Source organism: Paenalcaligenes suwonensis (assembly GCF_011290505.1).
GTDB classification, from domain to species: Bacteria; Pseudomonadota; Gammaproteobacteria; order Burkholderiales; family Burkholderiaceae_B; genus Paenalcaligenes; species Paenalcaligenes suwonensis.
Genome location: NZ_JAANPV010000004.1, coordinates 257,857 through 270,302, shown reverse-complemented (window position 1 = coordinate 270,302; position 12,446 = coordinate 257,857). Strand labels below are relative to the sequence as shown.

Below are 12,446 nucleotides of genomic sequence, written 5' to 3'. Positions count from 1 at the left end.
GTTTTATCCATTATTGAAAAACGGCTGCTTAATTCATAGCGGCAATTTTTTATAAAAAACGCTATATTTCTAGCAAAGTGACAGACAAAATTAGCGAAGAGACAGAATATGGATGACTTGGACCGAAAAATCTTGGCTTTACTGCGTGCCGATGCACGGCTTTCTGTGGCCACGTTGGCAAAGAAACTGGATGTCTCGCGAGGCACCATAAGCAACCGCATCACCAAACTAGAACGTGATGGGGTGATCTTGGGGTATTCGGTAAGAGTGCGTCCCGATTCGCAGCCCGAGCGCATTGTGGCGTGGATTAGCATTGCGGTAGAAGGCCATGAAACCCCACGTATTATTCAATTGCTGACGGGGGAAACCGCGATTGTGGCATTGCACGATACCAATGGACGGTGGGACTTGTTGGCTGAGCTGTCAGTGTCAGATTTGAATGAACTGGGTGATGTGTTGGGGCGTATACGTCTTATTAAAGGTATTTCAGCGACAGAAACCAGCATTCACTTAAACACCTTAAAGCTGAATTAGCAAAGTGGTAAATTTACTTGTGCAAACTGCTAAATTTATGGCGTTTTGTGCATATTTTTATGCATTTACATTGAAAACACAGCGGGCGACACTGTGCGTTACTGAATAGCGAGGCAAGCCCATGCATACACACGATCACTCATCCTTATCTACAGCCCTGCAACTGATTGGTGTGCCCTCTGATAGTGGCGCAGGTAGGTTGGGGGCGGCGATGGGGCCGGACGCATTGCGCGTGGCAGGTTTGCAGCCTGCTCTAGAAACGATGGGTCTGCAGGTATCCGACATTGGCAATTTGCCAGGCCCACCAAATCTACGCTCTGAGCGCGATCCAGAGCACGCTGGGTTACGTAATTTTGAGACGACTTTGCTGTGGAACCAGCGAGTGCACGATGCCGTGTTACGTAGTTTAGAGGCTTCTGAGTTGCCCATCATGATGGGGGGTGACCACGCGTTTGCGATGGGTTCTATCAGCGCTGTGGCGCGCTATTGTCGTGATAACGGTAAAACATTGCGAGTGCTGTGGTTAGATGCTCATGCCGACTGCAACACGCCAGAAAGTTCACCCAGTGGCAATGTGCATGGCATTCCTGTAGCCAGCTTATGCGGCTTAGGTCCTACGGCGTTTACCTCGTTGGCAGGTCATACGCCGGCAGTACGCCCCGAAGAGTTATGTTTAATTGGCTTGCGCAGTGTGGACGATCAAGAAAAGCGCATCTTGGATTCCTTACAAATCGAAGCCTACGATATGCGTGCCATTGACGAACTAGGCATGCGCGAAGTGATGCAGCGTGCATTGCGTGGCCTAGATGGGCCTGACGCAGACTCTATCCATTTGCATGTGAGCTTCGATGTGGATTTTTTAGATCCAAGCATTGCGCCGGGCACAGGCACCACTGTGCGTGGTGGCCCGGGCTATCGTGAAGCGCAGTTGTGTATGGAGATGATTGCCGACACTGGCTTATTACGCTCTTTGGATGTGGTAGAGCTGAATCCGGCGTTGGATAGCCATAATCAAACGGCTGAGTTGGTGGTAGATTTACTGCAAAGTTTGTTTGGTAAAAGCACCTTATTGCGCCGTGATCACCGTTAAAAAGGTACTTTTTAAGTGTGTCCTCGCTGCGTCAATACACGACTAAAAAAGGGTGGACTACAGGTTTTAATAGGCGTATAGGGGTATAAGGGGTTATACTAATTGATTCGCCGCGTAGTAGGTGGCGATCTTTCATCGCTTTCTGACCCCACGCCCTATAGCTTGCACACTGAGCGGCAATTCTTCAGGTTGATTGGTCGGCACGATGTTTACAATCAACCCGTGCCACCGCCTTATGTGAGTGGTTGGCGCATAGTGGGTCGCCTCAGAGCGACGATTTTCATGTCTTTTGATACTTTAGCCTTGCATCCCGCGTTGTTGTCGGCGGTGAACAAGGCCGGCTTTACTGAGCCTACTCCTGTACAGTTGCAAGCTATTCCTGCAGCGCTGGAAGGTTCAGATTTAATGGTTTCTGCACAAACTGGTAGCGGTAAAACAGCAGCATTTATGTTGCCTTCCCTGCACCGTTTGTTGGAAAACCCACCTGCCAAAAATTCTGGTGTTTCCATTCTGGTACTGACACCCACTCGCGAACTGGCTCTGCAAGTTGCACAAAACGTGAAATTGCTGGGTACTGGTATGCGTGATCTACGTGTGGCTGTTGTTGTAGGCGGTATGCCTTACGGCGCACAGATCAAATCCTTGTCCCGCCGTGTAGACGTGCTGGTGGCAACTCCTGGTCGTTTGATCGACCACCTGCAATCTGGTCGCGTTAAGCTGAACACCGTGCAAACACTGGTGTTGGACGAAGCTGACCGTATGTTGGATATGGGTTTCATCGATGACATCCATGCCATCGTGGCAAAAACTCCTCGTACACGTCAAACACTGTTGTTCTCCGCTACGCTGGAAGACACAGTAAGCCGTTTGGCTAAAGATATGTTGAACGAGCCTAAGCGTATTGAAGTGTCTGGTCATAAGAGCCGTCACGAAAACATTACGCAAACCTTGTTGTACGCGGATGATGATTCCCACAAACGTCGTTTGTTGGATCACCTGCTGCGCGACGCTGACATGAACCAAGCTATTGTGTTCACGGCCACAAAACGTGGTGCTGAATTGCTGGCGGATGATCTGCGTGACGAAGGTTTTGCAGCACGTTCTTTGCACGGTGACATGAACCAGCGTCAACGTAACCACACATTGGGTCTGTTGCAACGTGGTGGTATCCGTGTATTGGTAGCGACTGACGTAGCGGCTCGTGGTATTGACGTTAAAGGCATCAGCCACGCCATCAACTACGACTTACCTATGCAAGCTGAAGACTACACTCACCGTATTGGCCGTACTGGCCGTGCGGGCCAACAAGGTGCAGCCTTCACGCTGGCAACACATTCTGAACACCATAAAGTGCGTCGTATCGAGCGCTTTACTGAGCAAACGATTGATGTGGCAGAAATCCCTGGTTTGGAACCAGTGAAAAAACTGTCACCCAAGAAAAAACGCCCAGGTTCCAGCTCACGTCGTCCAGGTGGTTTCTCTGGTAAACCACGTAGATCTAACGCTGCTGCTGGTGCATCGGCTGGTCGTGGTGATACCCGTCCATCCCGTGGTGGCGACCGCCCAGCACGTGGCGATCGTAGCGATCGTGGTGACCGTCACGCACCTGCAGGTGCAAATGGCCGTCCAGCACGTCCAAACTCTCGTGGCGATCGTAAACCACGTCCAGCTAACCACGCTGGTGCCGGTATGCGTTAATTCACGCTTGCGTGAATGAAGAATCCCCCTCTTGTAGGGGGATTTTTTTCGCCTATAGCATTACGGGCGCGTCATTCTGCTGTGTTTTAGACGGGTGGCGGCGGCTGCCTTCAGCAACCGTTGAAATTTAGGGCATTGGGCATGACTTTCTGCAGGGCAATCTGCTGCATGGCGTAAGCCGTCGCTCATGGCTTGCAGTCGTTTAATGGTGCTATCAATTTCATCGGCTTTGTTCAGTAACACTTGGCTATCCACGCGCGGTGAGCCATCAGGCGTCAGCATAGTTTGTATCTCGTCTAACGACAAACCACCGGCTTGCCCCAGTGCAATCAAGGCTAGCTGATCCAATACTTCAGGCGCAAATCGGCGTCGTGTACCGGCAGGGCTAGTGGTGTGAATGAGCCCTTTTTGTTCGTAGTAGCGCAGCGTAGACGCTGGCACACCAGTGCGTCGTGCAACTTCTGAAATATCCATGCTTTAGCTCTTGACTTAAAGTTCACTTGAACTTCTATCCGATTCTTAAAATCTGGCTTCATCAATCACAAAAAAGGATATGGGCATGATGAACAACATAGTCGCCGTATTGGGCATAGGAATAGGGGCCACACTGGTGATGGATGTGTGGACACTTATTTTAAAAGCGATGGGTTTCCCCACTTTGAATTACGCCATGGTGGGTAGATGGGTAGGGCATTGGCGCGAAGGGCGCTTTGCGCACGCACACATTGCTAAAGCAGCTCCTGTTAACGGGGAAGTGGCGTTGGGGTGGATCATTCACTACGTCACGGGCATCGTATTTGCCGCTGTATTGGTGGGTGTGTACGGCGAGGCGTGGTTACACAACCCCACGTGGTTACCCGCGATCATTGTAGGGGTAGCAACCGTAGTGATGCCATGGTTTGTCATGCAGCCTGCATTTGGTGCGGGTATAGCTGCATCACGTACGCCTGCACCTTGGGCGAGTCGTTTGCAAAGCGTTGCCACACATGCTGTGCTGGGTGTGGGCATGTATGTGCCGGCCGTCGCATTGCAAGCATAGTAGTAAGAGCAAGGAGTTACGGTGATGAGCAGTGCGGAGTTCCTCATGGGGGCATACTCCCCATGATTGCGCTGGATTTACACATTAGTTTGCCTAAGGCCGGAACCCTCATCGCCGCCTTTGCGGTTGGAACGTTACTGGGTGTGAAGCCGTAGGGCGCATCTGCCACGGTTTGTGGGCTATCGCGCTACTTTTGCTAGCGGAGTACGGTGTCTAGGGCGTAGAGGGCGCTTCTTTGCTTGTGATTCGTGTGCGCTTCGCAGAAAATAGTGGATTGATTTGAATGTGTTGCGTGCCAGTGAGCTGGCGGCGCACCGTACCGTATTGAGATGATGGAGAAACGTATGATGCAGTCGGGTAAAACGGAATCTTTGGATTTGCTGGCCCAACGCTTGTCAGCAATTAGGGATCCCGAAGGGCTGCAACGTTATGAGCAGGATTTCAGTGGTTGGAAAAGTGCCAGTCCTGACATGGTGTTTAGGCCACAAACAACGGATGATGTCGCTGCTATTTTGCGCGCCTGCTCGGCGGAACAACGTCAGGTGACGGTACAGGGCGGTTTAACGGGTTTGGCGGGTGGTGCTTCGCCCGATACAGGTGATGTAGCCATCTCCATGGAGCGCATGAACCAGGTACTGGAATTTGATGAAGTGGGTGGCACCATCACAGTGCAACCCGGCATCGTATTGGAAAAACTGTGTGAGCATGTAGAGGCAGCGGGTTGGTATTTTCCACTGGATTTCGGTGCACGCGGCTCCTGCCAAGTAGGCGGTAACGTCTCGACTAACGCAGGCGGTAACCGTGTACTGCGTTACGGCACTACACGTATGTTGGTGTTGGGTATGGAGGTAGTACTGGCCGATGGTCGTGTGCTGTCTATGCTGAACAAAGGTTTGAAGAACAACACAGGCCTAGACCTTAAACACTTGTTTATTGGTGCAGAAGGTACCTTGGGCGTGGTCACCAAACTGGTACTGCGTTTGTTCCCTAAACCACAAGCTCGTTACAGCGCCTTGGTCGCCGCACCGTCATTTTCGGCAGTAACACAACTGCTGAAATCGGCACGCGCCGCCTTTGCTAACTTGTCCTCCTTCGAGTTGATGTGGCACGAATACCTAAGCATGGCGTGTAAAACCATTGGTAGGTCAGAGCCTTTTGATCAGTCTTACCCCTTATACGTCTTGCTGGAAACGGAAGGCGACTTAGATGTGCGCGCTGAAGAAGCATTGCAGGAATGGTTAGAGGCTCAGCTGGAAAAAGAGCTGATCAGCGATGTGATCTTGCCGCAAAGCAGCGAGCAAGCGGCACAGTTATGGCACATGCGTGATGCCAGTGGCGAAATCCTGAAAGAGCTCACACCATACGTAGCCTTTGATGTGGGTCTGCCTATGCAACACAGCGAGACGTTTGTACAGCGCGTGACACAGCGTCTGGAAGAAACTTATCCACAGGCGCATAATTTATTCTTTGGCCACTTGGGTGATGGCAACTTGCACTTAACCACTGGGCCTTTTGCAGAAGAAGATCTGTTGGCGGTAGAAGAGTTGGTGTACGAAGAGGTTGCTGCGGTAGGTGGTAGTATTTCGGCCGAACACGGCATTGGCCGTATTAAAAAACCTTTCCTGCATTTCAGCCGTAACGAAGAAGAATTAGCACTGATGCGCCAGCTTAAAGAGCTGCTAGATCCTCAGAATATTTTGAACGCCGGGCGTGTATACCCGAACTAATGTAGAGGGCCTGCTAGACAGGCTCTGTTACTCACTGACTGAATAGAAAACGAGCTAAGCATGTTTTTGCGTAATACCTGGTATGTAGGGGCATTGTCATCGGAATTGGGGCAGTCGCTTCATGCGGTGAAAATGCTGAATGAGAACATTGTGATGTACCGCAAACAGGATGGCACTCCGGTGGCATTGGAAGATTCCTGTCCGCACCGTCGTCTGCCGCTGTCCAAAGGGCGGTTGATTAACGACGAGGTGGAGTGCGGTTATCACGGTTTGACGTTTGACTGCTCCGGCCAATGTGTGAAAGCACCAGGTGTGGCGCAAATTCCGCGTGCAGCAGTGGTTCGTCAGTACCCCTGTGCTGAGCGTTACGGCATGGTGTGGGTATGGATGGGCGATGCGGCGCTGGCCGATGAAAGCAAAATCATTGATATCCCCGAATGGGGTCGTGAAGGTTGGGGTGTAAACAGTGGTGATGCCATGACCATTGATTGCAACTACCTGTATGTCACCGATAACTTGCTAGACCCATCCCACGTATCGTGGGTACACCAAACCTCGTTTGGCAGTGCCTCCATGATTGGTAAGCCGCTGAAAGTGGACATGGCCGACAACGGTGTGACGGTATCTCGCTGGCTAGAAGATGTAGATGTGGCACCGTTCTACAAGAAGTTTGTGAAGTTCGATGGTAATTGCGATAGAAAACAGCAGTACGAAGTGCGTTTCCCTTCGCTAGCGGTGATCAAGGCTATCTTTGTGCCAGCCGGTAGTGGCGGAGAAGAAGCAGTGAATCATCCAGATGTGTTCTTGATGGATTCCTATAACTTCTTAACGCCCGTTGACGACAAACACACGCGCTATTTCTGGTTCCAGTTGCGTAACTTCAGCCCTAACGACGAAGAAGTCTCGCGCGAGTTCAACGAAGATGTGCGTTTTGCGTTCAGCGAAGACAAAGCTATCTTGGAATTGGTGCAAGTAGGTATGGATGCACGCCCCGCGGCGTTAGATTTGCCTATAGACTCCGGTCCTATGCGCTTCCGTCGTCGCTTGCAGCAATTAATTGACGCCGAGCAGGCAGAGGTTGGTGTCTGAGATGTCAGCAAGCGATGCACGTCAGTTCAAACGGTATAAGGTCGTTGCTAAAACTGCTGAAAGTGCCTGTATTACCTCTTTTGTGCTGCAACCTGAAGATGGCTCAGCGTTGCCAACGTGGCAGCCCGGGCAGTACCTGATCTTCAAGTTTGACCTAGAGGGCCAATCTTACTTACGTCATTACAGCATTGCGGCAGCACCGGGTAACCCAGCTGGACTACGTATTGCCGTAAAGCGCGAAGCAGCGCCCGCAGAGTTTCCCGATGCTCCGGCTGGCGTGATTTCGCAGCACATGCACGACACTGTGCACGTAGGCGATACGTTGGTAGCGGCAGGGCCGTTGGGCGACTTTGTGTTGAACCAAAATAGCGAACGTCCGGTGCTGTTGATCAGTGGTGGTGTGGGCGTAACGCCGGTGCTCGCCATGTTGCAGCAATTGGTACAACATTCAGACCGACGTGTGGATTTCATCCACGGTTGCCAAGACGGCAATTTGCACGCATTTGCGAGTGAAGTTCAAGCCTTGGTGGCCCAGAGAGCCAATGTGCATAGCCATCTTTGCTATCTGACCCCTACCGACACCGACCGCCAACACGCAGCGTTTAAGGTAGAAGGGCTGCTGACGCGTGAGCACTTGCAAAGCTGGTTACCGCTAGATGATTACGAATGCTACGTGTGCGGCCCCACACCATTCATGCAAGCCGTATGGCAGATGCTGCGTAGCCTAGGCATTGCTCAAGACCGTATCCATTACGAGTTCTTTGGTACAGCCACTGTGCTGGAAAAAGAGCCAGTGGGCAGTGAGGTAGCAGTAGCAGACGAAGCCTCTGTAAGCGTTACGCCCACAACAGCGCAAGCCGTGGATGCTTCAGGCGAGACAGTAGAGTTCGTGGGTAAAACCTCGGCTCTAGCGTGGGATCCAGCACAACCCTCATTACTGGATTTTGCAGAAGCACAAGGGTTAGAGCCTTACTTCAACTGCCGATCGGGTCTGTGCAATAGCTGCATGTGCACCTTGGTATCGGGTGAGGTGGAATACGTAGAAGAGCCGCTAGATATGCCGCCAGAGGGCAAAGTGCTGTTGTGCTGTTCTAAACCGCGAGGTGCGGTGGTGATTGAGTTGGCGGAGTAAGTGGTAGATAGCCTAACTACTGTCTAGTAACAGCCTGCGTACTAACGACTGTCTGCCGTAGCCTAAGGCTGCGAAAGTATTTTTTAATTTGTAAACCAAATAAAAAAACACTTCCATCCGCCTTTCCTTCGTTGCTTGCCACGGCCTTTGCTTTGGTGGTTGCTGTCAGGTTTTTCTATTTCTGTGGCAGATAAAAGGGCAGTAAACCTATCAGTTTCAGATATATCGGGGGTGGCGGAGGAAAACTTTTTTGATTTGGTGTCTCAAATCACAAAAAGTTGTTCCGCAGTCCCTCAGCGTGTGCGATGAATACAGCCGTTACCCTGAACCAGCATCAGCAATGAATCCAGCTTTTCAACACCCCACCATCAGGTACATGCTTTAAGTATGTACCTTTTTTCTTGGTGAATACCCTTGGTTTAGCCCAAAGGTGCCCAATAGCACAAATGCTCATGCACAACGGCACAAGTAGCCAAAAGTAGGGTGGATATACTCAGGCCGTGAAAATTACCCTCTACAGGAGACTTGGGCATGGCCGTACAACAGCTAAAGGGCATTCGTGAGCACATGATTATCGCGGGTAAAGCGGTAGAGCAAAGTCATGGTGACCGCATCCCCGTGTATAACCCCGCAACAGGCGCTGTAATTGCGATGCAGCCAGAGGCCGGCGTAGAAGGCGTGGATCAAGCAGTACAGGCTGCGCACCGTGCACTAACCGATTCTGCATGGACAACTATGCTGCCAGCACAGCGTGAGCGTTTGCTCTTGAAACTGGCTGATGTGGTTGAAGTGCATGCCGATGAGCTGGCAAGTTTGGAAACCCTAAATAACGGTAAGTTGCTGCGCTTCTCATTGGGCATGGAAGTTGCCTCTGCGGTACAGTGGTTGCGTTATATGGCAGGTTGGGCCACGAAAGTGTCTGGCGATGTGCTGAATTTATCTATTCCGTTTCCCCCAAATACGGGGTATCACGCGTACACCCGTTTGGAGCCTGTAGGCGTAGTGGCTGCGATTGTGCCGTGGAACTTCCCCTTGTTGATGGCCGTGTGGAAGATTGCGCCTGCGCTGGCTGCTGGCTGCACTGTGGTGCTCAAACCCGCAGAGGAAACACCGTTAACGGCTATCCGTTTAGCAGAGCTGGTACTAGAAGCAGGTTTCCCCGCCGGTGTGGTGAACGTGATTACTGGTCGTGGCGATAGTACGGGCGCGGCACTGACTGCACACCCATTGGTGAACAAGATTTCGTTCACTGGTTCTACCGAGGTGGGCTACATCATTGCCCGCCAAGCGGCGCAAGACATGAAAAAAGTTGCACTGGAATTGGGTGGTAAATCTCCGGTGCTGATTTTTGATGATTGTGATGTAGAGCAGGCTATTCAAGGCGCAGCTAACGCCATCTTCTTTAACCAAGGCCAAGTGTGTACAGCGGGTTCGCGTTTGTATATTCAGAGCAGTATTTATGAAGAGGTAGTACAAGGCATCGCCAAGCTAGCAGACGACATGGTGCTAGGCGATGGCTTTAGCGAGAGCACGCAGATTGCTCCGCTGATTTCTGCTCGCCAACAAGAGCGTGTGCAGAAGTACATCAAAATTGGTCAGCAAGAAGGGAGATTGCTGACCAAAGCACAAGACCGTCCTGAACAAGGTTTCTTTGTACGCCCCACGGTGTTTGCCGATGTGGACATCATGGCACGCGTATCGCAAGAAGAAATCTTCGGGCCAGTGTTGGTGGCTAATCGTTTTGAGAGTGAGGCAGAAGCCATACGCCTTGCGAATCAAACGGAATACGGGCTGGGCGCCAGTGTGTGGAGTAATGATCTAAACCGCGTAAACCGTTTGGTGAATGCGATTAAAGCCGGAACGGTTTGGGTCAATACGCACAACATGCTGGATCCACACATGCCCTTTGGCGGTTTCAAACAATCTGGGCTGGGGCGTGAGCATGGTAAAGCAGCGGTGGAGTCCTATCTGGACACTAAATCGGTGTGTGTTGCCTATGCTTCCTGACGTAACGCTCTAACGCAGCATCCATAAAAAACACAGGGGGAGGAGACATGAGAATTCCCAGTAAAACAGTGAGGGTGTGGCTGTGTATGGCAGGGCTAGTGGTAAGTGGCAGTAGTGTGGCCGGAGACCCCAGTGCGCGGGACTGGTTGCCTGCGCCAGTAGGCACTAACTTGCTAGTAGGGTATATGGCGAGCTTAAGTTCACATGGCATGTACGAAAACGGTAAACGTATTTCGGGCGCGCCGGGTATGGATATGCAAATGGCTATTTATAGGCAAATGCATTATCGCGAGCTAGCTGGAAAAACCGTGCAATACGAGATCATCGTACCGGTCTTGCGAAAAAACATGGGTAATCCCCGTGAGCATATGCAAGGCGTGGGCGATGTGAGCTTGGGGGCGGCGGTATGGTTTGTGAATAACGAAGAAAGCCGCACCTATTTTGCATGGGAACCTTTTGTGACGGTGCCCACCGGCCGTTATCACGGCTCAAGGGCAGACTTGTCTCCCGGTGCTAATCGCTGGACTACCGTGCAAGACTTTGCCTTTGCCCAAGGTTTCGGGGAAAGCAGCTACGTTGAAGGGGTAGCAGAGTTCGAGTTCTACGGTAAAAACACCAACTATTACGGTGCAACACTCAAGAAAGACCCGTCTATGCGGTTGATGGCGTTACTGTCCACCAATCTGACAGAGTCTACGTATGTGGGTATGCGCTACCGCTATGAAACGGGCGGCAAAGAAAAAGTGAATGGCACACAGGTAGTGGGGTCGGCAAATAGCCATCAGTTGGCGGCCGAAATTACTCATCAACTTAATGATCAGCATCAAGTGCAACTGCAGTATATCCACGACCTAGAGGTGCGTAATGGCCCCCGGTTAAATGGTGTGCAGTTGCGTTATGCCTATGCGTTCTAACGTATTTACTCAGGAGAAGACAATGCGATTAACCCAGAATATCATGCGAACCAGTGCCCGCTGGGTAGCGGCGATGGTATTGGGTAGTGTGGCTCTTGGCGCCCAAGCCCAACAATTTAAACCGTTGGAAACGCTGACTGACGGGCAGAAACTATCGGCCGATGCACAAGACCGTATTTACGTTATGGATACGGTATTTATGCACATGACCGAAAGCCGTGTGCACGTGTTTGACGGTAAAACCGGCCGTTTTTTGGGCATGATTCCCACTAGCTTCAACGGCCACATGCAGTTGTCCAATGATGGCAAAAAAATCTACACCATGACGACTTACCACGAGCGCGTTACCCGTGGAAAACGTACCGATGTGGTAGAAGTTTGGGATGCCCAAGGGCTTACTTTCGACAGAGAAATCATCTTGCCTAACAACCGTGTACAAGGGCTGAACTACCGCAACATGTTCCGCCAAACCACGGATGGAAAATTCATTATTCTGCAAAACGCCACACCAGCGATTTCGGTTGCCGTCGTGGACGTAGAAAAGGGTGAGCACGTAGAGGAAATCACTGCCGTAGCGGGTTGCTGGAGCGTGAATCCACTGCCAAATCGCCCACGCAGTTTTATGACAGTGTGTGGTGATGGTACGTTGCTGACCATTGATCTAGATGAAAACGGGAAAGTAGCGTCACAGCACCGCAGCGAGCGCATGTTCTCGGTGCAAGACGACCCTGTTTTCATTGCTCAGGCCATGGTGAATAACAAGGCGAACTACGTGTCTTTCTACGGCACCATGTACACCGCTGATTTCAATGGCGACAAAGTAAGTTTCGAGCCTAGCTGGTCGTTGCTAGACGAGCAAGACAGGGCAGCGGGTTGGACACCGGGCGGCTATAACTTGTTGGCAGCAGATGAAGGAAAAGAGCGCTTGTACGTCTTGATGCACTCTGGTGGTGCTGAAGGTACGCATAAGTCACCTGCCGAAGAAATTTGGGTCTATGATCTGCCCACTAAAAAACGCATCGCACGTGTGCCAGGCATGGGGATTCTGTCTATTTCTGTAGACGAACCCGGGCAGCGCTTGTTGGGTATTGATGGTGGCAACGTGCATATCTTTGATATTAGCGGCGATACACCTACGCTGATTCGCACCATTGAAAATGCCGGTGAGGCAGCGCTACAGGTAGAGCCTCACGTGGTGATGAAAAACGGAGGCTAG

General features: G+C 51.3%; 10 protein-coding genes and 1 pseudogene. 10 read left to right on the top strand and 1 reads right to left on the bottom strand.

Annotated features, from left to right (window positions below):
* Positions 1-108: 108 nt before the first annotated feature.
* The 3 genes and pseudogenes from GY634_RS08335 to GY634_RS08325 form a co-directional block, all read left to right on the top strand.
* Positions 109-534 carry an Lrp/AsnC family transcriptional regulator gene (locus GY634_RS08335; protein ID WP_166408072.1) on the top strand — a complete coding sequence of 142 codons (426 nt, stop codon included), beginning with the start codon at positions 109-111 and terminating at the stop codon, positions 532-534.
* A gap of 121 nt (positions 535-655) precedes the next feature.
* Positions 656-1,624, top strand: coding sequence for an arginase (gene rocF / locus GY634_RS08330; RefSeq protein WP_166408071.1), 969 nt, complete (start codon positions 656-658; stop codon positions 1,622-1,624).
* Positions 1,625-1,906: 282 nt separating this feature from the next.
* Positions 1,907-3,292 (top strand): annotated as a pseudogene (locus GY634_RS08325) (DEAD/DEAH box helicase); the annotation flags it as partial.
* 90 nt (positions 3,293-3,382) lie between these two features.
* Here GY634_RS08325 and GY634_RS08320 read toward each other — a convergent pair.
* Positions 3,383-3,796, bottom strand: a complete 414-nt coding sequence (locus tag GY634_RS08320; RefSeq protein WP_166408069.1) for a helix-turn-helix domain-containing protein — start codon at positions 3,794-3,796, stop codon at positions 3,383-3,385.
* A 79-nt stretch (positions 3,797-3,875) separates the two neighbouring features.
* Here GY634_RS08320 and GY634_RS08315 point away from each other — a divergent pair, with 79 nt between their 5' ends.
* The 7 genes from GY634_RS08315 to GY634_RS08285 all read left to right on the top strand — a co-directional run bounded on the left by GY634_RS08315 (position 3,876) and on the right by GY634_RS08285 (position 12,446).
* Positions 3,876-4,361, top strand: coding sequence for a DUF2938 domain-containing protein (locus tag GY634_RS08315; protein ID WP_166408068.1), 486 nt, complete (start codon positions 3,876-3,878; stop codon positions 4,359-4,361).
* Between the two features lie 344 nt (positions 4,362-4,705).
* Positions 4,706-6,088, top strand: coding sequence for an FAD-binding oxidoreductase (locus GY634_RS08310; RefSeq protein WP_242683650.1), 1,383 nt, complete (start codon positions 4,706-4,708; stop codon positions 6,086-6,088).
* 60 nt (positions 6,089-6,148) lie between these two features.
* Complete coding sequence (locus tag GY634_RS08305; protein ID WP_166408067.1) at positions 6,149-7,177, top strand: aromatic ring-hydroxylating dioxygenase subunit alpha; 1,029 nt, start codon at positions 6,149-6,151, stop codon at positions 7,175-7,177.
* Position 7,178: 1 nt separating this feature from the next.
* Entirely contained in the window at positions 7,179-8,309 is a 1,131-nt protein-coding gene (locus tag GY634_RS08300) for a 2Fe-2S iron-sulfur cluster-binding protein (protein WP_166408066.1), read from the top strand.
* A gap of 531 nt (positions 8,310-8,840) precedes the next feature.
* Entirely contained in the window at positions 8,841-10,316 is a 1,476-nt protein-coding gene (locus GY634_RS08295) for an aldehyde dehydrogenase family protein (RefSeq protein WP_166408065.1), read from the top strand.
* Between the two features lie 47 nt (positions 10,317-10,363).
* Positions 10,364-11,230, top strand: coding sequence for a transporter (locus GY634_RS08290; protein ID WP_166408064.1), 867 nt, complete (start codon positions 10,364-10,366; stop codon positions 11,228-11,230).
* Positions 11,231-11,252: 22 nt separating this feature from the next.
* Positions 11,253-12,446, top strand: a complete 1,194-nt coding sequence (locus GY634_RS08285; protein ID WP_242683649.1) for an amine dehydrogenase large subunit — start codon at positions 11,253-11,255, stop codon at positions 12,444-12,446.

What these genes read in the sequence shown, in the direction of transcription:
- GY634_RS08305 (WP_166408067.1), top strand. Translation starts at nt 6,149, where the DNA reads ATGTTTTTGCGTAATACCTGGTATGTAGGGGCATTGTCATCGGAATTG.
- GY634_RS08300 (WP_166408066.1), top strand. Translation starts at nt 7,179, where the DNA reads ATGTCAGCAAGCGATGCACGTCAGTTCAAACGGTATAAGGTCGTTGCT.
- rocF (WP_166408071.1), top strand. Translation starts at nt 656, where the DNA reads ATGCATACACACGATCACTCATCCTTATCTACAGCCCTGCAACTGATT.
- GY634_RS08310 (WP_242683650.1), top strand. Translation starts at nt 4,706, where the DNA reads ATGATGCAGTCGGGTAAAACGGAATCTTTGGATTTGCTGGCCCAACGC.
- GY634_RS08315 (WP_166408068.1), top strand. Translation starts at nt 3,876, where the DNA reads ATGGGCATGATGAACAACATAGTCGCCGTATTGGGCATAGGAATAGGG.
- GY634_RS08335 (WP_166408072.1), top strand. Translation starts at nt 109, where the DNA reads ATGGATGACTTGGACCGAAAAATCTTGGCTTTACTGCGTGCCGATGCA.
- GY634_RS08320 (WP_166408069.1), bottom strand. Translation starts at nt 3,796, where the DNA reads ATGGATATTTCAGAAGTTGCACGACGCACTGGTGTGCCAGCGTCTACG.
- GY634_RS08290 (WP_166408064.1), top strand. Translation starts at nt 10,364, where the DNA reads ATGAGAATTCCCAGTAAAACAGTGAGGGTGTGGCTGTGTATGGCAGGG.
- GY634_RS08285 (WP_242683649.1), top strand. Translation starts at nt 11,253, where the DNA reads ATGCGATTAACCCAGAATATCATGCGAACCAGTGCCCGCTGGGTAGCG.
- GY634_RS08295 (WP_166408065.1), top strand. Translation starts at nt 8,841, where the DNA reads ATGGCCGTACAACAGCTAAAGGGCATTCGTGAGCACATGATTATCGCG.